This is a genomic window from Streptomyces sp. NPDC003035 (genome assembly GCF_042888285.1).
Classification (GTDB): domain Bacteria; phylum Actinomycetota; class Actinomycetes; order Streptomycetales; family Streptomycetaceae; genus Streptomyces.
In genome coordinates this window covers 1,257,876-1,282,928 of the sequence record NZ_JBIAPJ010000001.1, presented here as the reverse complement: position 1 = coordinate 1,282,928, position 25,053 = coordinate 1,257,876, and the positions used below count along the sequence as shown (strand labels likewise).

The following is a 25,053-nucleotide window of genomic DNA, read 5'->3' as shown; positions in this document are numbered from 1 at the left end:
GAAGGTCGCACCATGAACGCGAACGCGAATGAGCAGCACGACAGCGAGCGGTACGACGTGGTGGTGGTCGGCGGCGGCGCGGCCGGTCTGAGCGCGGCCCTGGTCCTGGGCCGGTCGCGCCGTCGGACGCTGGTGATCGACGCCGGCGAGCCGCGCAACGCCCCGGCCGCCCATATGCAGGGATTCCTGTCCCGGGACGGGATGAGCCCGGCGGACTTCCTGGAGACGGGACGCCGGGAGATCGCCGCGTACGGGGTGGAGTGGACGGCCGGGCGCGTCACGGCGGCCGTACCGGACGGCTCCGACGGCTCCGACGGCTTCGTGGTGACCGTGGACGACGGCCGACGGGTCGAGGCGCGCCGGCTCGTCGTCACCACCGGTCTGGTCGACGAGCTCCCGGAGATCGACGGCGTCGCCGAGCGGTGGGGTCGTGAGGTGATGCACTGCCCGTACTGCCACGGCTGGGAGGTCCGCGACCGGGCCTTCGGGGTGATCGCGCATCCGGTGCTGAGCGCCCATCAGGCCTTGGTCGTCTCGCAGTGGTCCGACGACGTGACGCTCTTCCTGCACACCGCCGCCGACCTCTCCGCGGAGGACCGGGCGCGGGTGGCGGCGGCCGGCATCGAGGTGGTGACGGGCGAGGTGGCCGGTCTGGTCGTCGAGGACGACCGGTTCACGGGCGTACGGATGGCGGACGGGCGGGTCGTCGAGCGGGACGTGCTCTTCGTCGGGCCCCGCCCGGCACCTCGGGACGACCTGCTCACCGCGCTGGGGGCCGCCACGCGCGAGACGCCGTTCGGCCCGTTCGTGGCGGTCGACGAGACGGGGCGGACCAGCGTGCCCGGCGTGTGGGCGGCGGGGAACGCGATCGGCGCGCAGGAGCAGGTGATCAACGCGGCGAGCGGCGGCTACCGGGCCGGTACGGCGATCAACATGGAGCTGCTCATGACCGACCTGGACCGCAAGGTCGCGGCCGCCGGCTGACGGGGCTTCAGTTCTCGCCCTCGGCGCGCTATCGATGCGGCATGACCGAAGACGCCATGACCGAAGACGCCATGACCGAAGGCGCCATGACCGAAGAAGCGCGGGACCTGCCCGGACTGCCCGCCCCTCCCCCGCTCGGCGCGAGCGCGCTGCCGCCGGGGACGTACGAGGGGAGGGTGGTCCTGGTCACCGGGGGCGGGTCGGGCCTGGGGAAGGCGATCGCGGCCGAGTTCGCCCGGCTCCGGGCGGATCTGCTGATCGTCGGGCGCTCGGCCGCCCGTCTGGAGGCGGCACGGGAGGAGCTGGAGGGAATCGGCGGGACGCGGGTGGCGACCGCGGTCTGCGACATCCGTGTGCCGGAGGCGGTCGCGGCGGCCTTCGACGTCTGCGAGACGGCGCTCGGCTCGCGTCCGGACGTCCTGGTCAACAACGCGGCGGCCAACTTCCCCGTACCGGCCGAGGAGCTGTCACCCAACGGCTGGCGGGCGGTCGTCGACATCACGCTGACGGGCACCTGGTTCATGACCCGGGAATTCGCCCGTCGCCATCTCGCGGCGCGGACCGCGGGGTCCGTCGTCAACGTGGGGGCGTCGTACGCCTGGACCGGCGGCCCCGGCTTCGCCCACTCCGCGGCGGCGAAGGCGGGGGTCAAGAACCTGGTGGAGACGCTGGCCGTGGAGTGGGGTCCGTACGGGATCCAGGTCAACGGACTGGTGCCGGGCCTGATGCCGCACGAGGACATGACGTCGGACGTCCGGGGCGCCCTCGACCGGGCGCCCCGCCAGGACGCCCGGCAGCCCGCCCTGCGGGTGGGCCTGCCCCGTGAGCTGGGCTGGGCGGCGACGTTTCTCGCCTCCCCGTACGCCCGCTTCGTCTCCGGGCACACGCTGGTCGTGGACGGCGCGAACTGGCAGCGCCGGGCCCTCGTCAACGACCCGGTCGTGCCGGTGCGCGAACAGTTGGGCCGGGGGCGGTTCGGGGAGTGACGCGCGCTGGTCCACGCGGATGAACCGCGGCGTCCACGGCTGCGGGGGGCGCGGCCGAGCGGTGAGGATCGGCGAGGGTGGCCGGACGACCTCCAGAAGCGGAAAGGCAGGGCACACCACATGCTCGGTACGGACTTCACCAAGGGCTCTCCCAACTGGATCGACCTGGGCAGTCCCGACACGGCGGTCGCCGCCGCGTTCTACACCGCCCTCTTCGGCTGGGAGTTCGTCTCGGCCGGCCCGGACGCCGGCGGCTACGGATTCTTCCAGCAGGACGGCGGCACGGTCGCCGCGCTCGGGCCGCTGACCGAGGAGGGGGCGAGCTCCGCCTGGATGGTCTACTTCCAGACGCCCGACGCGGACGCCACGGTCGCGACCGCGCGCGGCGCCGGCGGCACGGTGCGCGCCGAGCCCTTCGACATCATGGACACGGGGCGGATCGCCCAGCTGACCGACCCGGCCGGCGCCGAGTTCGCGGTGCGGCAGCCGGGCACGATGAAGGGTCTGGACAGGGCCTCCGAGAACAACGCCCTGTGCTGGGCGGAGCTGCACGTTCCGGACCCCGGTGCTGCTCTGGACTTCTACGGCAGGCTGTTCGACTGGCGCTCCGCGGACATGGAAGCGCCGGGGATGACCTACCGGGTGCTGTCCACCGCCGAGGGCGACCAGGAGGACGCCTCGTTCGGCGGGATCGCCGAACTCCAGGCGGGCGCGGACCACGCGCGCTGGATCCCGTACTTCGCCGTGGCGGACGTGGACGACCTCGCGGTGAGGGCCCAGGGCAACGGCGGCTCGGTCCTGATGCCGGCGGCGGACATCCCCGACGTGGGCCGGATCGCATGGCTCGCCGACCCCTTCGGCGCCCCGTTCGCCCTCCTCAAGCCCGCCCCGCGGGGCTAGAGGGAGTCGTTCGTCAGCGGCAGACACATGCCGGCAAGGGTGCCGACCGGTCGGCTCGACGTGAGGGCGAGCCGCCCTCCGCGCGATCTTCTTGGCGGCCGTCTTCTTCGCGGGCGTGGGCAGCTCTTGGGACGGTGGCGTGCTCGCAGTTCTCGCGGCGGGCTTCCTTTGCCTTGGCGACGGACTGCTCGAGCGCGGCCATCAGATCCACGAGGTGTCCGGCCGGCGGTGCTCGGCCTTCGCCTCGATGACCTCGGTCAGCGCCGGAAGAAGTCGTAGGCCCGGCCACACGGCTCGTGGCCCGCAGTGCGCATCCGAAGGACCGCCGCGCCACGAGCACGGCGTCGTCGTTGTCAGCGGTGCCGTGCATGATCGGCGCGTCAGTTCTTCGCGGAGAGGGGAAAGTGCCATGCCGATCACGGACCAGCGGGTAGCAGGGCACGCGTTCCTGCGGCAGATGTACGACGACTCGTACTTCCCTGATCGTGTGGTCGACCAGGGGAAGGCGATCCTGCTGCGGCTGTGCGAGCGAATCGAGGCCGAGCAGCCGTCGGATCTGGAGGCCTTGTATGCGCTCACCCACGCGGCGGCGGAGGAGTTCAACCTGCTGGACACGGAGTTCGTGGCGGCCGGGAGCGGGATCGAGACGGTTGCGCGTGAGTGGATCTGTGACGAGTTCTGGTTCGTCGCATCGGCATACGGGTTCACGGACGCGGATGGGGAGGAGCTGACCGCCAACCGGGACTGGTGAACGAGCAGCTGGAGCAAGCGGATTCAGATGCGAGGGACCGACTGCCATGCGGCCCGGGCCCTCGAAGGCCACGGTCCTTCGCCGGCTTCCCCTGGATCGAAGGGGCTCAGGCGCCGATCGTCGTGACGGAATCGGGCTCGCACGTCCCCAGCCCCGCCACATGGTTGAGTTGCGGCCCATAACCAGCGAAGGTCGCTGACGCTCCGGGCTCGACGACGCGGCATGGGGCGGCCTCGCCGTCTGCGTACTCGACGGTGACGGCGACGGTGACGTCACAGCTGTTGACGACCGTGGTGTAGCGCCAGCTCGAGTAGTACCGCACGCACTCAGGAGGCGCGGAACCGGCTGCCGCCGCGGTGGACGGGGCGGCGGTCAGGGCTGCCAGGAGACCGACCGCAGTCGCCGTGGCGAGGGCGGCAGGCCGGGATATGCGGGACTTGAAGGACAGGTTCGTCATGCCCCGCATCCTGGCGACACAGCGAGAACTTGCGCAAACCAATGAATAGACTTTCAGACACCGAGTGGAAAAGAGCAGGAGTTAGCAGGTCACCAGCCATTTGCTTGCCGAAGGAACTTGCAAGCCATCCCTGCGCGGCGGTCAGCCGCGTGACATCCGCATGCAGAGGAACAACTGGCCCCCGATCGTGGCCGTCCGTCTTGTCGTCCCGCGGCCATCAGCCACGCCACGGCCGGGTCTCCTGCGATCGCGGCGGCCCCGGTCGGCGGCAGCTTCTAGGCTCTGCGGCATGGTGACAAGACTTGTGCAGATCAATATGAAGGCCCACGACGACTCCGTGCTCGGCCGGTTCTGGGCGGAGGCACTCGGTTGGGGTGTCGACAGCGAGGGACCCGGCGTGACCAACCTCGAACCCGCGGGCTTCACCTACCCCGACCCCGTGGCCGTCTGCATCGACATCGTCGCCCGCCCGGAACCCAAGACGGTGAAGAACCGGGTGCACCTTGATCTGGCCACCACCTCGACCGCCCATCAGGCGGAGTTGGTCACGCGCCTGCAGGGTCTCGGCGCGACGCTCACCGACGTGGGTCAGGGCGACGTCCCCTGGACGGTCTTGGCCGACCCGGAGGGCAACGAGTTCTGCGTCCTGGAGCCCCGCCCCATCTACCAGGACACCGGGCCGATCGCCGCGGTGGTGGTCGACTGCACCGACCCACGAGGGATGGCCCGGTTCTGGGGCCAGGCGATGGACTGGACACTGCACGAGGTCACCGACGACCACGCGGCCATGCGATCCGCCAAAGGCGTCGGCCCTTACCTGGAGTTCGTCCGCACCCCTGACCCCAAGAGCGTATGGAACCGCGTCCACCTCGACATCCGCCCCTACCCCAGCGACGACCTGGAAGCAGAAGAAGCCCGACTGCGCGCCCTGGGCGCCACCGACCCTGGTATCGACCAGTCCGCAATCTCCTGGACGGTACTGGCCGACCCGGAAGGCAACGAGTTCTGCCTCCTCACTCCTCGCTGACCTTGAGCAACGGCCGGTTTCGGTTCAGCGGCGAAGACCCCATCGCGTCAGTGAGCCGTGGTCGCGTCGGCCTTCGGCCCTCATGGGTGGTCCGCCCCGCCCCTGGAGTGGCCATCCATCGGGCGGCCTTGTGGCGCCCGTTCGCAGGCGGGTGCCCCATTGTTGAGTGGGGCCGCCTGGTACCTGGAGACGGCTTTCATGCCCGGGGCTCACCTGGGGGAACGGTGTACGACGATCCGACAACGCCCATCGAGGTGACGGGCATCGAGGAGGTGGCCACTGTTCGTGCACCAAGTGGCCGCCTTGTTGTCGATGCGCCATGGGACGACGATGACACCTGGAGATACGAGCAAGGAGTGCCGACGAGGTCCCCTCGGGAGCTGGCGGTCCGCCCCCCCCGGCGTCTACCGAGTGGAGATCGCGTGGACGGCGGGCCCCGTACGAGTTCTTCGGCGAGCACTTCGACGGCGTCGAGTGCGCCGCGACGCGCCTGCGTATCAGCGACGACCCTGTCCGCTTCGTTTCGCACTTGCGTGGACGGCCGTTGGGAGCCGCGTGGAAGCGGACAGCTGCCAGACGGGTGCGAGCGGATTGGCGACGCGTCGCGACAAGCCGATCTGGTGACGTTCACGGCGCAGTCGGGCGCGGTCGTCTGATTGGGGTGGACCAAGACCGGCGATGTGGCCGCGATTGTCGTCACCAGCGGCATAGCCGACGCCCCTTGAGTTTGCAGCGTCGCGGTCGAAGGCCGGTGGCCGGACGCCGCGGCTACCGTGATGACGAACGCGAGGGCATGATCGTTCGGCTCGCCCGCCGGGGCCGGCCCCTCTTGACGGGCCCGGCGGCGACGATGGTGGGGTCGACGGCGACCACCCGGTCGAGGTCTCTCTCGGCGTCGGTCTGGGCGAGCAGGGCGGTGAAGGCTTTTCCACGGTGTTCCGGCGGGGTACGTGAACGCGGCCGCGTCGCTTCATCCGAAATGGACGGACTACTTCCCTGTCGCCCCAGACCGGTAGTTCGGATTCGCCTGGTAGTCGCCAGACAGCTTCCCGTCCGCATCTACCCGCCAAGCCCCGATGATGGCCTTTGGGGACACAGCCCCCTTCGGGTCATCGACCATGTCTGCGTCGATCTCGTACACCCAGCCCCCTGGATTTGCCTTGGCCTCGGCAACCAACTCGGGCGGGGGGACCGGCTGCCCAGTGCGGTTCCTACCGAACATTCCCATGCCGCCTCCCTTGGCTGGGAGGAATCCTACGCGGTCTAGGTGTGCATCTGCCGGAGCTTGATCACACCGGGGCCTGGGTCTTCTGCTTGAGGCATTCGTACGGTGTCTGGCCATCAAGGGCTCCGTGGGGGCGATGGTAGTTGTAGCGGCAGGTCCGGCAACAGGCCGAGTACCAACTTCCGGGCCCGGCGTCGGGATTCGACCCGTGTGAAGCGTCCCGCTATCCGGCTCATCGGGCCCTCGAACACCTCCTGCCAGCAGGCAAGGTCTACGCTGTGACCTGCGGCCACCGCATGATCGTTTGTCTTCGCACACTGATGATCAACGGTGGCCGCACCCGTCTCCACACCGCGTCAGGTCGGGCAGCGTCTGCCTGTCGTCCTGTGTATCGGAGGGCTTGTGCAACGTGGCGAAGTCTGGTGGGTCCAGTTCGACGAGCGGAGGTTGGTCGTACTGCTGTCAGGAGACGACGCGTCCGGGTTCCAGGTGATGCAGGTCGTCGCTCCGGCGGGCCTCGACATCAGCGGCCTGGGCATCGAAGTGACGGTCGGCGCCGGTGAAGGGCTGCCGCTCGAAGGCGTGCTGCGGCTCGCGTTCCCGCGTCCAGGCTTCACCCCGTGCACGTGGCTGACCACCGTGTCCCGGGACGACCTGATAGAGCGGGCGGCCGTCCTGTCCTCCAGGAAGCTCAGCGAGATCGACGATGCCCTCCGACTCGCTGAACAAGCACAGGAGCGGACCCCGGCAATGACCGCGAAGCTCAGCGAGATGAGGGACGCCCTCCGTCGCGGTGAACTCGGGTAGACGGAGCAGGAGCCGACGCCCGCGACGGCATGGGCGATCTCAGGCGAAATGATCCACGCCGGACACCTGCCGTCTCGACGCCCCTCACCATCGAGATCACGATCTACGGCTGGAGCACTAGGGGGTGTCTTGCCGATCTTGCCGGGCCCTGTCCCTGACCCTGACCCTGTCACGACGGTGGGGTGCCGGAGCGGCACTGGTCGCTTTCGTGGCGGAGGTGGGCTGTGCGGCTGGTCAGTGCGTCGACGCGTTCGGCAAGGTCGGGGTGCTCGGGGGCGAGGTGGGTGAGGGTGCGGGTGAGCGGCTCCAGGAGGAGGGCCGGGTCGCTGTCCCCCAGCGCCTTGGAAAGGGCGTTCCTGGCGGGTGGGGGGACGGCGTCGAGGGCGGTGATCTGTCCGGCCAGCCGGCGCAGTTCCGCGGCGTTTCCTCGGGCCCAGGCGGTGACGGCCCGGTCGGCTGCGCGGCGGTCGCGGGTGGCCTGGACGCGTTGTTCACCGGTGGTGCCGGGGCCGCCCGGCCGTACGCGCAGGTAGCGGCGTTCAGCGGCCTGGCGGCTGGTGACGCCGAGCGGGCGGGCGAGGTCGGCCCAGCTGGCGCCGGCGTCCCGGGCGGCTTCGATGAGTCCGGGCTCCCATTCGGCGAGCTGTTCCCGCAGCTCGCGCAGGAGGAGGAGCGCGGTGAGCGCTTCCTCCGGGGTGCCGCTCGGGCTCGCGCCGGGGGCGGTTGCCGTTCGGGCCTCGCGTACGGCCTCGTCGATCGTGGTGAGGGCCGCGAGGGCCGCCTGGAAAGCGACCGGGTCGGCTCCTGTCATGGAATCGCCTCCCTTCCGCCGGACCGTCGTCCGTCCGTTGACAATGAAACTTGTCGTCGTTCGGATGACATGTTACAACGGTGTCAGGTGAAGCGCATTGGCAGTCACTGCCTGATCCGACTGGAGGTGTTTCGCGATGTTGATGCGCACCGACCCGTTCCGCGAGCTCGACCGCCTCACCCAGCAGATGCTGGGAACCACCGGAACCTGGTCACGTCCTTCCGCGGTGCCGATGGACGCCTACCGCGAGGGTGACGTCTACGTCATCGCCCTCGACCTGCCCGGCGTCTCGCCGGACGCGATCGACATCGACGTCGAGCGGAACATGCTGACGGTCAAGGCCGAGCGCCGCCCCGTCACGAAGGCCGACGACGTGCAGATGGAGCTGTCCGAGCGGCCCCTCGGGGTCTTCTCCCGGCAGCTGATGCTGGCCGACACCCTCGACACCGAGGCGATCACGGCCGATTACGAGGCGGGAGTGCTGACGCTGCGCATTCCGATCGCCGAGCGTGCCAAGCCCCGCAAGATCACCATCGGCCGGGGCGAGGGCCGCAAGCAGATCAGCGGCTGAGCTGTGGCTGAGCCGTGAGAAAGCCGGGAGCGGAGGGCGGAAGCCTCTCCCCCTCCTCCGCCCTCCGCCCCCGTCAGCCACTCACCGTCACCCGCGTCGACCACCGGCACCTGTTGAAACGTGTTCGCTCCGCCCGATCCACGGACCGGGCCCGAAGAGAACGGCGATCTCCACCAGCATGACTCTTCAGACCGAGACCATGGCAGCCCCCGCGCCCGGCACCGTCACCGGTGCCGCGTCCTACTCCGGCATGCTCGAGCGCGTGCGCTACGAGGGCGCCTATCCGACGCGCGAGCGCGCCGAGGAGGTCATCCACTCCGTGCTCGCCGCTCTGGGACGGCAGCTCGTCGGCGACGAACGCGTCGACCTCGCCGCTCGCCTGCCCGTCGAAGCCGCCCTGGTCCTCACCGCCCAGATCCCCGCCACCACACCCCTCACCGGGTGGGAGTTCGTCAAGGACCTCGCCCGGCGCACCGGCGGCACTCCCGCCACCGCCCGCTGGAACGTCGGCGCGGTCCTCGCCGCCGTGTCCCAGCTCGCCGGACCGGAACTCGTCGACCGCATCATCGGCCAACTCCCCTCCGGCTACGCCCTCCTCTTCGGAAAGGCCGAACTCCACCAGCCCCGGCCGAGGTCCGGCACGTCCTGACCCCTCACGCTCGTCGGGCCTGGCCGCTCATCGGCCCTCGAAGCGCGGAGGGCGGCGTGCGGCCTTGGCCGCGTAGCCCTCACGGGCGTCCTCGGAGGAGAGGGTGAGCGCCGCGGCGAGTGCCGTGCGGTCGAGGGTCGCGGCCAGGGCGTGGTCGGCGTAGGCGTCGATGTTCCGCTTGATCGCGCGGACGGCGAGCGGCGCGTTCGCCGCGATGGCGGCCGCCGTCTCGCGGGCGGTGGCCTCCAGCTCGTCGCGGGGCGTGACGAGTTGGACGAGGCCGAGCCGTCCGGCGGTTTCGGCGTCGAGGCGACGACCGGTGAGGGCGAGGTACTTGGCCCATCCGGCGCCCGCCTCGCGGGCGATCCTCAGGTCACCACCGGCGTCGACGGCCACCCCGATGCCCGCCTCGGGCAGGGCGAAGACCGCGTCGTCGGCGGCGATCCGTACGTCCGCCATGAGGGCCAGCTCGAACCCGAAGCCGAGGCAGTAGCCCTGGACGGCGGCCACGACCGGCTGGGGCAGCCGGGCGAAGGCGGCGAAGCGTTCGTGGACCCAGCGGATGCCCTCGTCGTACCGCTGGATCCACTCGGCGACCGTGCGGCCGGAGATGCCCCCGCCGGGCGCGGTGACGTCGATCCCCGCGCAGAACGCGCGCCCCTCGGCCCGCAGCAGCACGACCCGCACGTCCTCGTCGAAGCGAATCCGGTCGGCCATCACCCCGAGCTGCCGACTCGCCTCCCAGCTCCAGCCGTTGAGCCGCTCGGGACGGCAGAGGGTGAGCACACCGACCCCGTCCTCGACCACGAGCGTGAGCCGCTCCTCGCCCTCCGGGATCTCCCTGTCGAGCGTGTCGATCACCGCGCACCCCCACTTCTGACGAACCGTCAGCTAGAAGAGGCTAGGGGGTCAGCACTGCCAGAGGAAGGCCGCTTCCTTGCAGGCGTCGCAGGCGAAGACATAGGCGCACCCCCCGCCGAAGTTGATCGGGGCGGCGTGACCGTGCCCCTCCTCCAGCTGCGCCACGAAACCCATCTGCTCACCGCAACCACCACAGTCGGGCGTCTCGTCGTTCTGGAGCCAGGCCGGCACCCCGCCCAGCTGTCCCAGGACCGGCCGACCGTCGACCGGACCGTCCGTGTCCGCCTGGCCGTAACCCTTGGCCTCGACGCGCTGCGCGACAAGGACGGAGACGTCTTCGAGCAGCGTCCGGCCCTCGGCCGGGACAGCGGCCGGGGCGAGCCCCTCCGCCGGAAGGACACGGGCCCGGTTTCCACCGGCCGAGGGGTCCCATTCCTCGCACATCCCCGGATCGTTCTGGCACATGAAGACGGACACGACGTCCTCGCCCCGGTCGAGATGGGCGATGAACTGCATCGCTCGCTCGCACTCGGCGCACAGGGGCCAGACGAAGCCGTCCGGCACGAGGGGGAGACCCCCGGTGCGAGAGACGGGCGCGGCGGGGTCGGTCTCGCCGCCGTACAGCAGAAGTGTCGTCATGGAGGCGACGTTAGATCACGCCACGGACACTGCCCCGCCTGGCGGGCGTTCAGCGGGAGAACAGCTCGAAGGCGACGGTCGGCCGGTCGCCGTACCGTGCGGCGAAGCGCTGGTTGTTGGCCGCCAGGAAGGAGCGTACGTACGCCTCGGGGTCCTCGTCCGTCAGGGCCTCGATGTAGGCGCGGTGGGCCAGCAGGGACTGGACCGAACGCTCCACGCCGGGTGTGGCGTCGACGGCGTGGGTCGGGGTGTTCGATCCGGCGACCGCCACCCAGCGGACGCCGTTCCACGGCTCCAGGCCCTGCTCGGTCAGCTCGGGGAAGATCCAGCGGTTGCCGGCGTCGCCCGCCGCGTCCAGCGTCGCGCGGCCGACCGCCACGTGGTCCGGGGTGTTCCAGAACCCGCCCACGCCCGTGCCCCAGGTGTCCCGGTGGTTCAGGGTGAGGACCAGCTCGGGACGGTGGCGGCGGATGGCCGCGGCGATGTCGCGGCGCAGACCGGGTCCGTACTCGATCACGCCGTCCCGGTGGTCCATGAACTCCACCGTCGGCACCCCGACGACGGCCGCGCTCGCCCGCTGCTCCTGCTCGCGCAGCGGGCCGCAGGTGACCGGGTCGAGCGAGTCGATACCGGCCTCGCCCCGGGTGGCGAGGACGTAGACGACCTCCTTGCCGACATCCGTCCAGCCCGCGACGGCGGCGGCGCAGCCGTACTCGAGGTCGTCCGGGTGGGCGACGACGGCGAGCGCGCGCTGCCAGTCGTCGGGCATGTCTTCGAGGTGGGTGGTGCTCGTGTCGATCATGGGGGCAGGATACGACCTCAGCCTCCGATCGCTCCGGAAAGGATCACCGAGCGCGACGCGTGACGGGGGCGGTCCGGGTTGAGGCCGCGGCGCACCGCGAGCGTCACGGCGAGCCGCTGGGCGCGCACCAGCGCTGCCACCGGATCGATCGCATCGGCGGCGAACAGCGCCCCGGTGGACTCCACTTCGTCGCGGAGGCCGGCCGGCTCCGGCCCCAGGCAGCACACGAGACTGGACCGGTCGCTGATGACGATCGGCCCGTGCCGGTACTCCATGGCCGCGTACGACTCCGTCCAGGCGCGGGCCACACCACGGAGCTTGTGCGCCGCCTCGTCGGCGAGTCCGACCGTCCAGCCGGTGCCGAGGAAGGTGAACTGGCCGCGCTGCTCCCAGGCCGCGGGCAGCGGTTCGTACAGGGCCAGTTCGGCATCGACGATCGAGGGGGTCAGGTCCACGCCGAGCCCGGCGCGCAGCAGTTGGAGGGCCGTGGTGGCGAACCGCGTCTGTACCACGGAGCGTTCGTCGGCGTAGCCGAGGCCGATCACCCGGTCCGCGTGGTGGGCGGCGCCGCTGTCCGGAGCGCTGGTCAGGACGAGCGTCGGGATGCGGCCGGCGGCCCGGGCGAGCAGCGTCGCCACCTCGGTCGTCGCACCGGAGCGGGTGAGGGCGACGATCCGGTCGTAGCCGCGGCCCAGCGGGGTCTCGTCGGAGGCCGGGAACGCGTCGGTCTCGCCCTCGCCGAGGGATTCCCGCAGGGCCGCGTAGGCACGGGCCATGAAGTACGAGGTGCCGCAGCCGACGACCGCGATCCGCTCACCACGCCGGGGCAGGAGCGCCGCGTGGTCGGCGGCCGTGTCGGCGGCGCGGCGCCAGCAGTCGGGCTGGCCGGCGATCTCGGCACTGACGTGGGTGGTCATGTCCGGGTCCTCTCGTCGAAAGCGCTCCGGACGAGTTCTATACGCTCCGACCGAGAACGCACCATGAGCAATCAGTACGCACTGCTTGGACTTTCGCGCGCGGCCGCTCCGCGCGCCGCCCGCGCCGCCCCGCAGGAAGCCCGGACCACCAGCCGCGGCCGCAGCCGCACCTGGTGGAGCGGAGAGGCGTCGCCGTCGGCGAGCCGGCGGAGCAGGATCTGCGCGGCGAGCCTGCCGACCTGGAACTTGGGCGGTGAGACGGCGGTCAGCGGTGTCTCGGCGACGTCCGCGAACTCGTTGTCGTAACTGATCAGGGCGAGGTCCTCCGGTACCCGCAGGCCGGCGCGGCGGGCCGCGGCGAGCACGAGGGCGGCCTCGCGGTCGCCGAAGCAGAGCCCTGCGGTGACCCGCGCGGTCCTCAGCTCGGCGATGGCCCGGTCGGCCCGGCCGGGGTTCCAGCCGTCCCGCTCATCCCGTACGCACAGCGGCTCGGCGAGGCCGAGGTCGGCGACCGCCCGGGCGAAGCCGGACTCGATGGGCGCGGTGGTCGGCGCCTCGGTGCGGACGAGGAGGGCGAGCCGTTCGTGGCCGAGCGCCCGCAGATGACGTACGGCGTCGTACGCGCCGCCCTCGTGGTCGGTGCAGACGTGTTCGGTGGGATCGCCGGGGCCGTACGCGGCGAGCCGGCGCTCGACGAGCACGGCCGGGACGGGCAGCGCGAGAAGGTCGTCGGCGCGCCGACCGGGGTCGGTGGCGGTGTGCAGGGAGGGGACGAGCAGCAGCCCGTGGACGCCGGAGGAGAGCAGCCGCCGCAGGGCGGCGTCCTCCTCGTCGGGGTCGTAGTGCGAGCAGGCGAGGACGAGCCGGGCGCCCGCCGCGGCGAGTTCCCGTTCGATGCCCTGGAGGACGCGGGGGTAGTAGAAGGTCGTGTCGGGGACGAGGACCCCGACGACCCGCCGGTCGCCCGCGGCCGCCCCGTCGCCGTCGGGCCGCTGGGCGGCGAAGGTCCCCGCCCCCTGCCTGCGCTCGACGAGACCAAGGGCGACGAGGTCCTCGTACGCGCGGCGGACCGTGGTCACCGAGAGGCCGGTCTCGGTGGCGAGAGCCCGCTCGGTGGGGAGCTTGGAGCCGGGGGGCCAGGTGCCGTCGAGGATGCCGCGCCGCAGTTCGGCCATGAGGGTACGGAACTTCAGCTCCCGCCCGGATGCCGGTACCTCGCCGTGCGCCACCCCGGCTCCTTCGCGAACTCGCCCCGACTGCCGACCGGTTCACGACCGGTTGCCGACCGATTGCTGAGCATTTTCCGCCCGGTTGTTGACCGGTCGCGCGGCGAATCCTATCCCCGGCCGATCAGATCGCTCCCCCGGGCGTTCAGATCTCGTCGCGGGCGAGCGCGAGCAGCCGGTCGAGGACGCGCGGGCCGCCGGCCCGTACGCCGTCGTGCTCGAACTCGTCGGTCACCCAGGTCCGCAAGCCCCGGATCGCGCGGGCGGTCTCCAAGGAGTGGACGGTGTCCACGTACAGGTCGTCGTGGTAGACGGCGGCGGCGACCGGCACCTCGTTGGCCGCGAGGCGTGCGGGGTCGTAGAGCGGCGCCCAGTCCTCCCGCTCGGCGATCAGGTGGGCGGTCTCGCGCAGCGGGCGCAGGGCCGGGTCGGTCTCGAAGTGCCACGGGTGGACGGTCTCGCCGGTGAAGAGGAGCGGTTCCTCGCCGGCCAGGGTCTTCTCGGCGTCGAAGCGGGGGAACTCGGCGCGGACGCGCTCGGCGGCCCACGCGGTGGGGCCCTTCCCCTGCGCGTAGATCGCCTCGTGGAGTACGGCGTACAACGGATGTGCGGCGTACGAGAGGACGGCCTGGACGTTCTCCAGAAAGGCGTCCGAGAGCGCGGGTCCCGCGGGCGTGGGGACGAAGGCGTCCTCCAGGAGGAGGTGGAGCTGGTGGGTGCCCTCTCCGCCGCCGAGCAGGATGCCGAGGGACTGGAAGGAGGCGGGGGTGAGCCGTCCGCCGGACGGCAGAGTGACCTCGTGCGCGTGGAGGTGGGCGGCGATCCGGCGCGCGCGGTCGACGTCCTGCGGGTAGCGGGCGTAGTGGGCCTCGACCTTGCGGCGGATGCGGGGGAAGGCGGCGCGGTAGACCTCGTCGGCGGTGGCGTACAGGGAGGGCAGTCCGCCGGTGATCAGGACGGTCCGCAGTCCTTGGGGCGCCGTGGACAGGTAGTGGGTGGCGCAGAATCCGCCGAAGCTCTGGCCGAGGACGGTCCAGCGGGCGCCGCCGGTGAGGCGCTTGCGGATCAGCTCGCAGTCCTTGACGATCGCGTCGGCCCGGAAGTGCGCCAGGTAGTCGGCCTGCCGGCGCGGAGTGCCGCGCAGGGGCAGCGTCTGGCGGTTGGCGGGGGCGGAGTGGCCGGTGCCGCGCTGGTCGAGGAGGAGGACGCGGAACTCCTGGACGGCCCGGCCGAGCCAGGCCTGGCGGCCGATGAAGCGGCGGGCCCCGAAGCCGGGCCCGCCTTCCAGGTACACCAGCCACGGCAGCTCGTCCGCGGCCTTGTCGCTCGCGACGACCTCACGGCCGTAGACCTCGATCTGTTCGCCTCCGGGGTCCCCGTGGTCGAGGGGGACGGTGAAGCGGCGGTCGGTGAGGACGAGGCCGGGCTGGCGGTAGCTGGTCAATGCTGCTCCTGTTCGCTGCGCCCCCGCCCGATCAGTGGATCACATGGCTGCTCAGTGGATCACATGACGGCGCCCCCTCACGCTTCGGCGGCCGGCGGTACGTTCACCGCCGGCCGCCGAGTCAGCACCAGGGCCCAGGGAATTCCATGGGCGTTCCCTGGGAATTCGCACGTGATACCGCTAGTGCCTGAGCGTGTCCTTGCCCTTCTCGACCGTCTGCTTCGCATCGCCCTTGATCTGCTCCGCGCGGCCCTTCGTTTCCAGGCTCTCGTTCCCGACGGCCTTTCCCGTCGCCTCCTTGGCCTTGCCCTTCATGGTCTTTCCGACATTCTTGGCCTTCTTACCGGCAGCCATGGGACACCTCCGCGAAACCGTTCACCTTTTCTGGTGCCCTGTCGGGGACGAATTACTCGGAGGGGGCCGCTCAGCCCGTCGGGAAGGAGTCGGCGGTCCTGATCCGGTCGCGGATCCAGACGCCGGCCGGCTTGAGGGAGCCCGTCCCGGCCCACGGACCGTTGGCCGCGCAGGTACCGGCGTTGAAGACGGCACCGCTGCGGTGGTCGTCGGAGAAGTTCCAGTTGACCCAGCTGATCTTCTTGGCGGCCATGAGGTCGAGGAAGCGCTGGGTCATCGCGAAGTCGTTGGCGCCCTCGCCGGCATAGTTCTGGGTGCCGAACTCGGTGACGAAGACGGGCAGCTTGTCGGCGGCCCGGGAGAGCGTGTTCAGGTACGCGTCGCGGTGCGAGTACGCGTAGAAGTGGAAGGTGTACATGATGTTGGTGGCGTTCACCGGGTTCGCGACGACCTCGGACTCGTCGGCCCCTTCGGACACCCCGAACGAGGACCACGCGCGCGTGCCGACGAGGATCGGGGTCTCGGCGTCCTGGGCGCGGATGACGGGGATCAGCTGCTCGGCGTAGCTCTTGATCCGGGACCAGGCGACGCCGCTGGGCTCGTTGGCGATCTCGTAGAGCAGGTTGGTCTTGGAGCCGTGGCGCTGGGCGATCTCGGTGAAGAAGGTCTTGGCGCGGGCGAGGTTGTGGTGCGGGTCGCCCGGGTCGAGCATGTGCCAGTCGACGATCACGTACATGCCGCGCGCGGTGGCCTGTTCGATGAGCGAGTGGGCCAGGTCGGTGTACGTGCGGGGGTCGGTCTCGTAGCCCCCCTCCTGAACGTAGGTGGAGACGCGCAGGACGTCGGCGTTCCAGTCCTTGGCGAGCGCGTCGAGCGAGCCGCCGGTCAGGCACTGGCTGTACCACTGGGTGCCGTGGCTGGACATGCCGCGCAGCTGGATGGGCTTGCCGTACCGGTTGCAGAGCTTGGTGCCACAGACCCTCAGCCGGCCGTTGACGGCCACCGGGGTGTCGACGACGGCGGCGGCGGTGTCGACCTTGAGGTGGTCCACGTTGGGGCCGCCGTTGGCGGTGGTGGCGGTGGCGCGGATGGTGTTGGCGCCGGCCTTGAGGTTCGCGGTGACGGTGGTGGTGGCCCAGCTGGTCCAGGCTCCGGTGCCCGCGAAGGCCTTGCCGGAGGCCGTGACCGCGCCGTTGACGCTGATGTCCATGGGGCGGTTGGTGGTGGTGCCGTTGGCGTAGCGCAGGGTGAGGGTCGCGGTGCCGGCCTGGGCGGCGTCGACGTTCCACTGGACGTGACTGCCGCTGACGTTGTCGTAGTTGACGAATCCGGTGCCGGTAAAGCCGGTGTGGTTGGATTCGGCCGCGCCCTGGGAGACCGTGGCGGTCTCGGCCTCGTAGGTGACGGAGGCGGCGACGGCGGCCGGTGGCGCGACGGCGAGGCCGAGGAGCAGGGCGGCCGCGGCGGTGCCGGCGGCAGCCAGTGATCGCAGAGGAGGACGTGCCGATCGTGCCGATGTCATGGGGGTCTCCCGGAACGATGGATTGGAAGGAAAGTTTCCTAACGGATGAATAGCAGCCCGACAGAGAGCCTCGCAAGGGTCATGACAAGAGACGCGGTTCAGCGGGCTGCCGGTCCCCGGACGGTCCCGGTCCCCGTGCGGGCCGCCGCGGCGCCTCCTAGCGTGGGGCCATGATCCGGTTCGAGCAGGTCAGCAAGGTGTACGCGGACGGCACCACGGCCGTCGACGACCTCTCCTTCGACGTCGCCGAGGGCGAACTGGTCACCCTGGTCGGGCCGTCCGGTTGCGGCAAGACGACCACGATGATGATGGTGAACCGGCTCATCGAGCCGACCGCGGGCCGGATCCTGGTCGGCGGGGAGGACGTCGCGAAGGTCGATCCGGTCGAGCTGCGCAGGAACATCGGTTACGTGATCCAGCAGGTCGGCCTCTTTCCGCACCGGACGATCCTCGACAACACCGCGACCGTTCCCTCACTGCTCGGCTGGAAGAAGGCCCGGGCCCGCGCCCGCGCCGCCGAACTCCTCGAGCTGGTCGGCCTCGACCCCGCGGTCCACGGCGGCCGCTACCCGGCGCAGCTGTCGGGCGGGCAGCGCCAGCGTGTGGGCGTGGCCCGCGCCCTGGCCGCCGATCCCCCGGTGCTCCTGATGGACGAGCCCTTCGGCGCGGTCGACCCCGTCGTCCGCGAGCGCCTCCAGAACGAGTTCCTGCACCTTCAGGCCACCGTGCGCAAGACGGTCCTTCTGGTCACCCACGACATCGAGGAGGCGGTCCGGATGGGGGACCGGATCGCCGTGTACGGGCAGGGGCGGATCGAGCAGTTCGACACCCCGGCCGCCGTGCTGGGCACCCCCGCCACGCCGTACGTCGCCCGGTTCGTCGGCGCCGACCGGGGCCTCAAGCGGCTCTCGGTCACCGAGATCGAGCCGGACGACCTGGAGCAGCCGCCGGTCGCCCGCCTGGACGAGCCGGCCGGGGACGCGGCGGCCAGGCTGCGCGCCGGCGGGGCCCGCTGGGCGGTGGTCCTCGGCGGCGAGGGCGACCTGCACGGCTGGGTGGCCGCCGACGCCCTCGACCGCGCGGGCCGGGACGGGACGGTCGGTGGCATGGCGCGCCGCATGGAGGCCTGGGTGCCGGTCGGCGCCCCGCTGAAGCAGGCGTTCAGCGAGATGCTCCAGCACGACGCGGGCTGGGTGGCGGTCCTCGACGGCACCCGCTTCCTGGGCGTCCTCACGCCCGCCAAGCTGCACGAGGCGCTGCGCCGCTCGGTGGACGCCGATGCCCAGGGGGTGGGGAGGGACGAGGTCGAGTTCGACTCGGTCGCGGACGCGTGAACTCCCGCCCAACTGAATCTGGTTCACAGCTATGAACGACGCGTGGTGACCCGTACCGTGATCTCGGCCGGAGCGACCGGCCAGGAGGCCGGACGCGGCCTCTCACGGAAAGGCGGCGTTCATGTCCCAGTTCGACCTTCCGCTCGACCAACTCCGCGCGTACCGCAGTGTGTCCGAGGAGCCGGAGGACTTCGACGCGTTCTGGACCAAGACCCTCGACGAGGCGCGCGACCACGAACTCGGCGCGCGCTTCGATCCGGTGGCGACCGGACTCACGACGGTCGAGGTGTACGACGTCACCTTCGCCGGATTCGGCGGCCACCCCGTCAAGGGCTGGTTCGTCCTTCCGGCCGGAACGCGCGAACCCCTGCCGGTGATCGTGGAGTTCCTCGGGTACGGAGGCGGGCGCGGCCTGCCCCACTCCCATCTGCTCTGGGCCTCGGCCGGGTTCGCGCACTTCGTGATGGACACCCGGGGCCAGGGCAGCGGCTGGGCGACCGGCGACACCCCCGACCCCGTGGGCAGCGCGCCCGCGTACCCGGGGTTCATGACCCGGGGCGTCGAGGACCCGTACGCGTACTACTACCGCCGTCTCTTCACCGACGCGGTGCGGGCCGTGGAGGCGGCCCGCTCGCATCCGCTGGTGGACGCGGCGCGCACGGCGGTGACCGGGGTGAGCCAGGGCGGCGGCATCACGCTGGCGGTCGCGGGGCTCGTACGGGGGCTGGTGGCCGTGGCACCGGACGTGCCGTTCCTGTGCGACTTCCCGCGCGCGACGACGATCACGGACCGACAGCCGTACCGCGAGATCGGCAGCTATCTGAAGACCCACCGAGGCCGGACCGAGCAGGTGCGGCGGACCCTCGCCTACTTCGACGGAGTCCACTTCGCGGCCCGTGCCACGGCCCCGGCGCTCTTCTCGACGGGCCTGGAGGATCTGACCTGTCCGCCGTCGACGGTCTTCGCGGCCTTCAACGCGTACGCCCACGAGGAGAAGGGCATCGAGGTCTACGACTTCAACGACCACGAGGGCGGCGCGACCTTCCAGCAGGCGGCCCAACTGCGCTGGCTGCCCCGGAAGCTGCGTGTGGGGGCGCTCGGCCACGGCTGATCGCACGAGGTCCTACCGCGCCGAAATCAGATTCCTGTCCCGCAGGTAGTTCCTCGCGACGTCCTCGGGGAGGCGGCGCCAGCTGTCCACCTGTTCGTTCATGTGGGCGAGATCGGCCGTGGTGAGGACCGTGTTGAGACGGCCGAGGGCGGTGGTGACGCCCTCGCTGCCCGCCCGGGAGCGGTTGACGACCGGGACGATGTGGTCGGCGTTCTGCAGGCGCTTGTCGTCGGCGAGCAGGACCAGACCGAAGTCGTCCAGCGTGGCGTCGGTGGTCGTCGTCAGGACCATCTGGTCCTGGCCGCTCTGCACGGCCTGCTTGGCCTGCGTGGTGCCCACGCCCTTCGGATCGACACCGATGATGTCGATGCCGTACGTCTTCCTCAGACCGGGCGCGCAGTAGGGCCGCTGGACGCACTCGTCGCCCGCCGCGAGCCGCACCGGCAGCTTCGCCGCGCCCAGGTCGCTCAGCGTCCTGAGCCGGTGCTCGCCGGCGAACGCGGCGGTGACGGCGAAGGCGTTCTGGTCGACGGCCTTCCCGGCGTCGAGGACGGACAGCCCGCGCGGGCCCGCCAGGCCGCGCAGGGCGGTCATCGTCGCGGTGAGGTCGGGCGAGCCGACGGTCGGCGCCTGGGCACCGTTGACCTTGGCGTTCAGCCAGTCGGCGAACGTGGCGGCGTACTCCGGAACGACGTCGATCTGGCCGCTCTCCAGGGCCGGTTCGTAGATCTCGCGGTTGGTGACGGAGAGGATCCGGGTGCCGTAGCCGGCCTCTTCGAGGAGCAGGGCGTACATCTGGGCGAGCAGCTCGCTCTCGGTGAAGCCGGCGGAGCCGATGGTCAGATGACGGCTGTCACCGGGCGGCCCCGTGACCTCGCCCCGGTTCTCCAGGGAGGGTCCGGTGACGCACCCGGTGAGGGCGAACAGCGCCACCACGCCCGCAGTGGCCCTCCGCCCCTTCATCCGTCGCCCCGCACCCAGGCCGGGGCGAGGCGCCCGGCCCCCTCGAAGACGGCCTCGACCACGAGCGCGAGGAGGGCGACGAGGACGGCGCCCGCGACGACCTGCGGGGTGGAGGCCAGGTTGAAGCCGGCCGTGATGATCCGGCCGAGCCCGCCGCCGCCGGCGAGCGCGGCGACGGTCGCGGTGGCGACGAGCTGCACGGCGGCGATCCGGACACCGGTGAGGACCAGCGGCAGCGCGAGCGGCAGTTCGACCCGGAACAGCATCTGGGGGCCGGTCATGCCCATCCCTCGGGCGGCCCGTACGACATCGGCGTCGACGCCCCGCATGCCGACGTAGGCGTTGGTGAGCAGCGGCGGTACGGCGAACAGGACGAGCGCGATGATCGTGGGCCACTGCCCGTACGGACCGATCGGGCTGAGCAGCAGCAGAACGAGGACGGCGAAGGTGGGCACGGCGCGGCCGACGTTGGAGAGGTTGACGGCGAGGGCCCCGCCCTTGCCGAGATGGCCGAGGACCAGCGCGACCGGGAGGGCGATCGCGCAGCTCAGCGCGAGGCAGACGACGGTGAGGAAGAGGTGCTCGGCGAGCCGGTGTCCCACCCCGTTGTCGCCGGACCAGTTGGCGACGTCGGTGAGCCATTCCCAGGTGGCGGAGAGGGTGGTCACGCGGCCTGCCCGCGGGACCGTGCCGTCCAGGGCGTGAGCAGCCGTTGCAGACCGAGCAGCAGCAGGTCGGCGACGACGGCGATGATCACGCAGAGGACGGAGGCGGTGAGGACCTGGGCCTTGAAGTAGGTGTTCATCCCGGAGTAGATGAGGTTGCCGAGCCCGCCGTGGCCGACGATCGCGCCGATGGTGACGAGGGAGACGGCGGAGACGGTGGCGATGCGCAGCCCCGCCATCGCGGCGGGAAGCGCGAGCGGCAGTTCGACGGCGAGCAGCAGGCGGACAGGGCCGTACCCCATGCCGCGCGCCGCCTGTCGGGTGTCCTCGGGGACGGCGCGGAGGCCGGCCAGGATGTTCCGTACGAGCAGCGTGAGGGAGTAGAGCGCGAGTCCGGCGACGACGAGCGAGGCGCTGAGTCCGTAGACCGGCAGGAGCAGCGAGAACATCGCGAGGGACGGAATCGTGTACAGGATCGTGGTGATCCCGAGGACCGGTCCGGCCGCCCAGCGCCGGCGGCGGGCCAGGACGGCGAGGGGCACGGCGAGCAGCAGCCCGAGGGCGACGGAGACCGCGGTGAGGTACAGGTGCTGGACGACGGCGTCGCCGAGGATCTCGCTCCGGGAGGACAGATAGGCGCCGCAGATCCACTCGTTGCGCGCGAGGCAGTCGTCAGGAGGCGCGGTCATCCTCCCATTCCAGGCGGCGGCCCGGCCCGATGCACGCCGGACCGGGCCGTTCGGGCCACCGTCCGGGAAGGACCCGGTGTATGTCTCGGCGTACGGCTCCCCGAGCGGGCCGGCGTCCTCGCGCAGCAGCCGGCGCTGCCCCGGGGCCGCGGTCCATGGAGTGGGCGACGAAGGCGACGAACCAGGCGACGGCGACGGTGGGCCGCACGATGTCGAGGAGTTCCACGGCGGCCGTCCGCGTGTCCAGCGGCGTGCCGTCGGCGTCGCGGTGCCGCACGGCCGCGGCGAAGGGGTGCCGGGGTCAGAGTCTGAACGTCACTCCCCGCCAGGTCCATCCCGCGTCGAGGACCGCGTCCCGTAGAGGGTTCTTCATCTCCCTGGAGTCGAAGCGGAACGTCTCCACCCTGCGCCTGCGCCCGTCGGGCCCCCGCTCGTACGTCCACCGCCGCGACACCTGGGGAGCGTTCCCGCGGCCGTACTCCCGCTGCCGCGCGTCCCATCGTTCGTCGAGGGCGCGCACCTCGCGGGCTGCCGGGACCAGGCGCATCCGGGTCCGCAGGGTCAGGTTCAGCTCCCGGACGCGCCACTCCGCCACCAGGTCGGCGCGCTCCGCGGGGGTGGCGTCGCGCACGCGGTAGGGGACGCCGGGCCCGTTGATCGCGAGCAGCGCCGCCCGGACTTCCTCTGCGGAGCGCGGTACGACATCGGTGTCGGGATACCTGGTGCCGGTCCATCGGTCGAAGAAGCCCATCGGGCGACCCTAGCCGGGGTAGTCCTCGTGGAGGTCGCCGGGCGAGGGCTCGTGCTCCTCGCTCAGGGCCCGTTCGCTGCGCTCCTTGAGCTGTTCCCCCTGCTCCCGCAGGCGCGCGGCCTCCTCCGGGTCGGTGCTGCGCCGTGCGCGCTGCAGGAGGTGTTCGGCCTTGTCGCGCTGGTGCTGGGCACGGGCGTGCGCGCCCTCGCCCTCGCGTCCCGCCGCTTCCCGGCCCCCGGTTCCCCTGGTGCCGTGCGGCTCGCTCTCTCGTGCGGTCATGATGCGCCTCCTCGGGCGGCGGCTTCCCGCGCCGCACGCGGGGAAACTCCGGCGCGCGGGCGAGGACGGCGCGCGGGCGAGGACGGCGCCCGCCCTCGCGCCGCTCCCCCGCGCCCGGTCAGCTCTCCTGGAGTACGGAGAGGACGTTGCCGGCCGGGTCCGTGAACCAGGCGATCGCCGCCGGACCCTCAGGAGTACGGACGACGCCCTTCTCGTCGGCGTCGAACTCCGGATAGCGCTCGAAGGTCACCCCGCGCCGCACCAGCTCGTCGACGGCCGCGTCGATGTCCTCCACGGGGAAGTTCAGGATCGTGAAGGACGCGGGCGTGTGCGTCTCCTTGGGGTAGACGAAAACGCTGGCCCCGGTGCCCAGCTTGAGGGTGAGCATCCTCATCTCGCCCTCCCCGGTCTCCTCGACGGGGAGGCCGAGGGTCTCGCCGTAGAACCGGCGGGCCTCGGCGAGGTCGTCGACCGAGAAGCCGCTGAACGCCTTCGACTGTCCGAGCATGCCGTTGTCTCCTTCGTGTGGGGGCCCGTCGGTACTCCGGGCACACCCAGCGGACCACCGTCCGGACGCCTGCCACGCGGGCTCGCGTCCGGATGGTCGCCGCACATCACCCTCAGGGAGCGATCGGCAGCCGGCGCTTGTGGTCGGTCAGCTCGTAGCGGCGGACGATCGAGGCGAAGGCGGCCTCTCCCACCGGCTTGCCCTCCAGGAAGTCGTCGATGTCGTCGTACGTCACACCGAGCGCGTCCTCGTCGGGCTTGCCCGGGTCGAGGGTCTCCAGGTCGGCCGTCGGGGTCTTCCACACCAGCTCCGAGGGAGCGCCCAGGGCCTCCGCGACGGCCCGCACCCGGCGCTTGGTCAGGCCGGTCAGAGGAACGACGTCGGCCGCGCCGTCGCCGTACTTGGTGAAGAAGCCGGAGACAGCCTCCGCGGCGTGGTCGGTGCCGACGACGAGGCCGTCGTGGGCGCCCGCCACGGCGTACTGCGCGATCATCCGCTGCCGGGCCTTGATGTTGCCCTGGACGAAGTCCTGGTGGTGGGCGTCCCGGAAGGTCACGCCTCCGGCGAGGGCGGCGTCGAGGGCGGCGTCGCTCGCCGGCTTGATGTCCACGGTCAGGACGCGGTCGGCGGCGATGAAGCCCAGGGCGAGCTGGGCGTCCTTCTCGTCGGCCTGGACGCCGTAGGGCAGTCGCATGGCGTAGAAGGTGGCGTCGTGTCCGGCGGCCCTGGCCCGCTCGACGGCCAGCTGGCAGAGCCGGCCCGCGGTCGTGGAGTCGACACCGCCGCTGATGCCCAGCACGAGGCCGCGAAGGCCCGTGGAGGTGAGGCGCTCGGTGAGGAAGGCGACCCGGCGCTCGATCTCGGCGAGCGGGTCGAACGACGGGGAAACCTCGAGTTCCCTGGCGATCTGCTGCTGCAGGGCGGTGGACACCGCGTCGGTCACGGAGTGCTCCTCGGGCTGGTTCGGCGGTACGGGGCGGGCGCGGGTCCGGTACGCCGGTCAGGCGCCGGGCCCCGAGCCGAGTCGACTCTATGCGGCGCGGCACGCCGGGACCGCACAGGGCCTCCCCGGTCCCCGCCCGCGATCGATGGTGTCCGGACAGGTGACCCGTACGGGCGGCACGCGCGGCACGGTGGTCACGGACGTCGGCTCCACCGTGCTCTCCGGCACCCGCCTGGAGGAGAACACCGCCTACACCTGCACCGTCAGGCCCTCGACGCCGCCGGCAACGCCTCCACCGCCTCGGCGTCCGCCCGGGCGACCACCGGGCGGCATCGGAACGGCGGGGCCGTATCTGAAGTAGCGCCTCCACGAACCTCCACGAACGGGTCGGGAGGGGACGGGCGGGCCGCGGCGTTCGGGCGCCGCGGCCCGCCCTTCCCCGTCACCGACCTCTGCCGCGCAGCGGGCTCCTCAGGGTCCCGCCGCGACCCGCAGCAGCCTCAGGACGACGGCCGGAGGCGCGTCGATGCGGTACCGGCGGCCCAGCCGGGACCACTGGTCCAGGACGGCGAGGAGACCGGAGTCGCAGAAGGTGATGCGGGAGCAGTCCAGGATCAGGTCGGTGCAGCCGTCCGTGGCGGCGGAGGCGAGTATGGCCCGCAGCGGTGCGGCGCTGTAATGGTCGACTTCTCCGGTCAGCCGGACCAGGAGGGTCGTGGTGCCGACGTGGGTGCAGGAGTGGACGACTATGCCGCCGGGCGCGGTGTCCGCGCCCTGGTCGCGCATGGGGGGACGGTGCGTCTCGGTCAGTATCGGTGCGGTGCTCGCGGTACTCACCCCTCCATGAACACCGGCCGCCCCGCTCAGTGGAACGCGG

General features: G+C 71.5%; 29 protein-coding genes and 1 pseudogene. 11 read left to right on the top strand and 19 right to left on the bottom strand.

Going from position 1 to position 25,053, the window contains the following annotated elements; all coding sequences use genetic code 11:
- The first annotated feature begins 12 nt into the window (after positions 1-12).
- The 4 genes from ACFYV5_RS05755 to ACFYV5_RS05740 all read left to right on the top strand — a co-directional run bounded on the left by ACFYV5_RS05755 (position 13) and on the right by ACFYV5_RS05740 (position 3,621).
- Entirely contained in the window at positions 13-984 is a 972-nt protein-coding gene (locus ACFYV5_RS05755) for an NAD(P)/FAD-dependent oxidoreductase (protein ID WP_389164759.1), read from the top strand.
- Positions 985-1,025: 41 nt separating this feature from the next.
- Entirely contained in the window at positions 1,026-1,970 is a 945-nt protein-coding gene (locus ACFYV5_RS05750; RefSeq protein WP_389164756.1) for an SDR family oxidoreductase, read from the top strand.
- 120 nt (positions 1,971-2,090) lie between these two features.
- Positions 2,091-2,870, top strand: coding sequence for a VOC family protein (locus ACFYV5_RS05745; RefSeq protein ID WP_389164753.1), 780 nt, complete (start codon positions 2,091-2,093; stop codon positions 2,868-2,870).
- Between the two features lie 409 nt (positions 2,871-3,279).
- Positions 3,280-3,621 carry a DUF5713 family protein gene (locus ACFYV5_RS05740; protein WP_389164750.1) on the top strand — a complete coding sequence of 114 codons (342 nt, stop codon included), beginning with the start codon at positions 3,280-3,282 and terminating at the stop codon, positions 3,619-3,621.
- A gap of 106 nt (positions 3,622-3,727) precedes the next feature.
- Here the strand turns inward: ACFYV5_RS05740 and ACFYV5_RS05735 are convergent, their stop codons facing one another.
- Positions 3,728-4,078, bottom strand: a complete 351-nt coding sequence (locus ACFYV5_RS05735) for an alpha-amylase (RefSeq protein WP_389164747.1) — start codon at positions 4,076-4,078, stop codon at positions 3,728-3,730.
- A gap of 289 nt (positions 4,079-4,367) precedes the next feature.
- On the opposite strand from ACFYV5_RS05735, the gene ACFYV5_RS05730 reads away from it, so the two are divergent.
- A complete protein-coding gene (locus ACFYV5_RS05730) occupies positions 4,368-5,105 on the top strand; it encodes a VOC family protein (RefSeq protein WP_389164744.1) in 738 nt (245 codons plus the stop codon).
- A gap of 1,374 nt (positions 5,106-6,479) precedes the next feature.
- Here ACFYV5_RS05730 and ACFYV5_RS05725 read toward each other — a convergent pair.
- Positions 6,480-6,623: pseudogene (locus ACFYV5_RS05725) on the bottom strand (IS701 family transposase); the annotation flags it as partial.
- A gap of 109 nt (positions 6,624-6,732) precedes the next feature.
- On the opposite strand from ACFYV5_RS05725, the gene ACFYV5_RS05720 reads away from it, so the two are divergent.
- Complete coding sequence (locus ACFYV5_RS05720) at positions 6,733-7,137, top strand: type II toxin-antitoxin system PemK/MazF family toxin (protein WP_389165094.1); 405 nt, start codon at positions 6,733-6,735, stop codon at positions 7,135-7,137.
- Positions 7,138-7,306: 169 nt separating this feature from the next.
- Here the strand turns inward: ACFYV5_RS05720 and ACFYV5_RS05715 are convergent, their stop codons facing one another.
- The gene (locus ACFYV5_RS05715) at positions 7,307-7,948 is read right to left on the bottom strand and encodes a type III effector protein (RefSeq protein WP_389164741.1); all 642 of its coding nucleotides are present in this window, start codon (positions 7,946-7,948) and stop codon (positions 7,307-7,309) included.
- Positions 7,949-8,084: 136 nt separating this feature from the next.
- On the opposite strand from ACFYV5_RS05715, the gene ACFYV5_RS05710 reads away from it, so the two are divergent.
- Together ACFYV5_RS05710 and ACFYV5_RS05705 are read left to right on the top strand one after the other, a co-directional pair.
- The gene (locus ACFYV5_RS05710; protein ID WP_355109471.1) at positions 8,085-8,519 is read left to right on the top strand and encodes an Hsp20/alpha crystallin family protein; all 435 of its coding nucleotides are present in this window, start codon (positions 8,085-8,087) and stop codon (positions 8,517-8,519) included.
- 199 nt (positions 8,520-8,718) lie between these two features.
- Positions 8,719-9,168: a DUF2267 domain-containing protein gene (locus ACFYV5_RS05705; RefSeq protein WP_355110113.1), complete on the top strand. Its 450-nt coding sequence runs from the start codon at positions 8,719-8,721 to the stop codon at positions 9,166-9,168.
- A 27-nt stretch (positions 9,169-9,195) separates the two neighbouring features.
- On the opposite strand, the gene ACFYV5_RS05700 is transcribed toward ACFYV5_RS05705, so the two are convergent.
- The 8 genes from ACFYV5_RS05700 to ACFYV5_RS05665 all read right to left on the bottom strand — a co-directional run bounded on the left by ACFYV5_RS05700 (position 9,196) and on the right by ACFYV5_RS05665 (position 16,933).
- Positions 9,196-10,029, bottom strand: coding sequence for an enoyl-CoA hydratase/isomerase family protein (locus ACFYV5_RS05700; RefSeq protein ID WP_389164737.1), 834 nt, complete (start codon positions 10,027-10,029; stop codon positions 9,196-9,198).
- A 48-nt stretch (positions 10,030-10,077) separates the two neighbouring features.
- The gene (locus tag ACFYV5_RS05695) at positions 10,078-10,668 is read right to left on the bottom strand and encodes a hypothetical protein (RefSeq protein ID WP_389164734.1); all 591 of its coding nucleotides are present in this window, start codon (positions 10,666-10,668) and stop codon (positions 10,078-10,080) included.
- Positions 10,669-10,717: 49 nt separating this feature from the next.
- Complete coding sequence (locus ACFYV5_RS05690; protein ID WP_389164731.1) at positions 10,718-11,470, bottom strand: PIG-L deacetylase family protein; 753 nt, start codon at positions 11,468-11,470, stop codon at positions 10,718-10,720.
- Positions 11,471-11,487: 17 nt separating this feature from the next.
- Entirely contained in the window at positions 11,488-12,387 is a 900-nt protein-coding gene (locus ACFYV5_RS05685; RefSeq protein WP_389164728.1) for an SIS domain-containing protein, read from the bottom strand.
- 71 nt (positions 12,388-12,458) lie between these two features.
- Positions 12,459-13,616 (bottom strand): GntR family transcriptional regulator, encoded by a 1,158-nt coding sequence (locus ACFYV5_RS05680; RefSeq protein WP_389164725.1) that lies wholly within the window; start codon positions 13,614-13,616, stop codon positions 12,459-12,461.
- 142 nt (positions 13,617-13,758) lie between these two features.
- Complete coding sequence (locus ACFYV5_RS05675; protein WP_389164723.1) at positions 13,759-15,057, bottom strand: alpha/beta fold hydrolase; 1,299 nt, start codon at positions 15,055-15,057, stop codon at positions 13,759-13,761.
- 180 nt (positions 15,058-15,237) lie between these two features.
- The gene (locus ACFYV5_RS05670) at positions 15,238-15,411 is read right to left on the bottom strand and encodes a CsbD family protein (RefSeq protein WP_355109485.1); all 174 of its coding nucleotides are present in this window, start codon (positions 15,409-15,411) and stop codon (positions 15,238-15,240) included.
- A gap of 70 nt (positions 15,412-15,481) precedes the next feature.
- Positions 15,482-16,933, bottom strand: a complete 1,452-nt coding sequence (locus ACFYV5_RS05665) for a cellulase family glycosylhydrolase (RefSeq protein ID WP_389164719.1) — start codon at positions 16,931-16,933, stop codon at positions 15,482-15,484.
- 170 nt (positions 16,934-17,103) lie between these two features.
- Between ACFYV5_RS05665 and ACFYV5_RS05660 the strand changes: the two genes are divergently transcribed.
- Together ACFYV5_RS05660 and ACFYV5_RS05655 are read left to right on the top strand one after the other, a co-directional pair.
- Complete coding sequence (locus ACFYV5_RS05660) at positions 17,104-18,267, top strand: betaine/proline/choline family ABC transporter ATP-binding protein (protein WP_355109489.1); 1,164 nt, start codon at positions 17,104-17,106, stop codon at positions 18,265-18,267.
- 121 nt (positions 18,268-18,388) lie between these two features.
- Positions 18,389-19,378, top strand: coding sequence for an acetylxylan esterase (locus tag ACFYV5_RS05655; RefSeq protein WP_389164716.1), 990 nt, complete (start codon positions 18,389-18,391; stop codon positions 19,376-19,378).
- Between the two features lie 12 nt (positions 19,379-19,390).
- On the opposite strand, the gene ACFYV5_RS05650 is transcribed toward ACFYV5_RS05655, so the two are convergent.
- The 7 genes from ACFYV5_RS05650 to nadE form a co-directional block, all read right to left on the bottom strand.
- Positions 19,391-20,341: an ABC transporter substrate-binding protein gene (locus tag ACFYV5_RS05650; RefSeq protein WP_389164713.1), complete on the bottom strand. Its 951-nt coding sequence runs from the start codon at positions 20,339-20,341 to the stop codon at positions 19,391-19,393.
- Positions 20,338-21,009 carry an ABC transporter permease subunit gene (locus ACFYV5_RS05645; RefSeq protein ID WP_355109495.1) on the bottom strand — a complete coding sequence of 224 codons (672 nt, stop codon included), beginning with the start codon at positions 21,007-21,009 and terminating at the stop codon, positions 20,338-20,340. Before ACFYV5_RS05645 ends, ACFYV5_RS05650 begins: the two co-directional genes overlap by 4 nt.
- A complete protein-coding gene (locus ACFYV5_RS05640; RefSeq protein WP_355109497.1) occupies positions 21,006-21,695 on the bottom strand; it encodes an ABC transporter permease in 690 nt (229 codons plus the stop codon). Before ACFYV5_RS05640 ends, ACFYV5_RS05645 begins: the two co-directional genes overlap by 4 nt.
- A gap of 301 nt (positions 21,696-21,996) precedes the next feature.
- Positions 21,997-22,446 (bottom strand): hypothetical protein, encoded by a 450-nt coding sequence (locus tag ACFYV5_RS05635; RefSeq protein WP_389164708.1) that lies wholly within the window; start codon positions 22,444-22,446, stop codon positions 21,997-21,999.
- 9 nt (positions 22,447-22,455) lie between these two features.
- The gene (locus tag ACFYV5_RS05630) at positions 22,456-22,725 is read right to left on the bottom strand and encodes a DUF6381 family protein (RefSeq protein ID WP_355109501.1); all 270 of its coding nucleotides are present in this window, start codon (positions 22,723-22,725) and stop codon (positions 22,456-22,458) included.
- 118 nt (positions 22,726-22,843) lie between these two features.
- Entirely contained in the window at positions 22,844-23,233 is a 390-nt protein-coding gene (locus ACFYV5_RS05625) for a VOC family protein (RefSeq protein WP_355109503.1), read from the bottom strand.
- A gap of 112 nt (positions 23,234-23,345) precedes the next feature.
- A complete protein-coding gene (gene nadE / locus ACFYV5_RS05620) occupies positions 23,346-24,176 on the bottom strand; it encodes an ammonia-dependent NAD(+) synthetase (protein WP_389164704.1) in 831 nt (276 codons plus the stop codon).
- Positions 24,177-24,336: 160 nt separating this feature from the next.
- On the opposite strand from nadE, the gene ACFYV5_RS05615 reads away from it, so the two are divergent.
- Entirely contained in the window at positions 24,337-24,537 is a 201-nt protein-coding gene (locus tag ACFYV5_RS05615) for a hypothetical protein (protein WP_389164701.1), read from the top strand.
- A gap of 110 nt (positions 24,538-24,647) precedes the next feature.
- Here ACFYV5_RS05615 and ACFYV5_RS05610 read toward each other — a convergent pair whose 3' ends face one another.
- Positions 24,648-24,962: an STAS domain-containing protein gene (locus tag ACFYV5_RS05610; protein WP_389164698.1), complete on the bottom strand. Its 315-nt coding sequence runs from the start codon at positions 24,960-24,962 to the stop codon at positions 24,648-24,650.
- Positions 24,963-25,053: the final 91 nt, after the last annotated feature.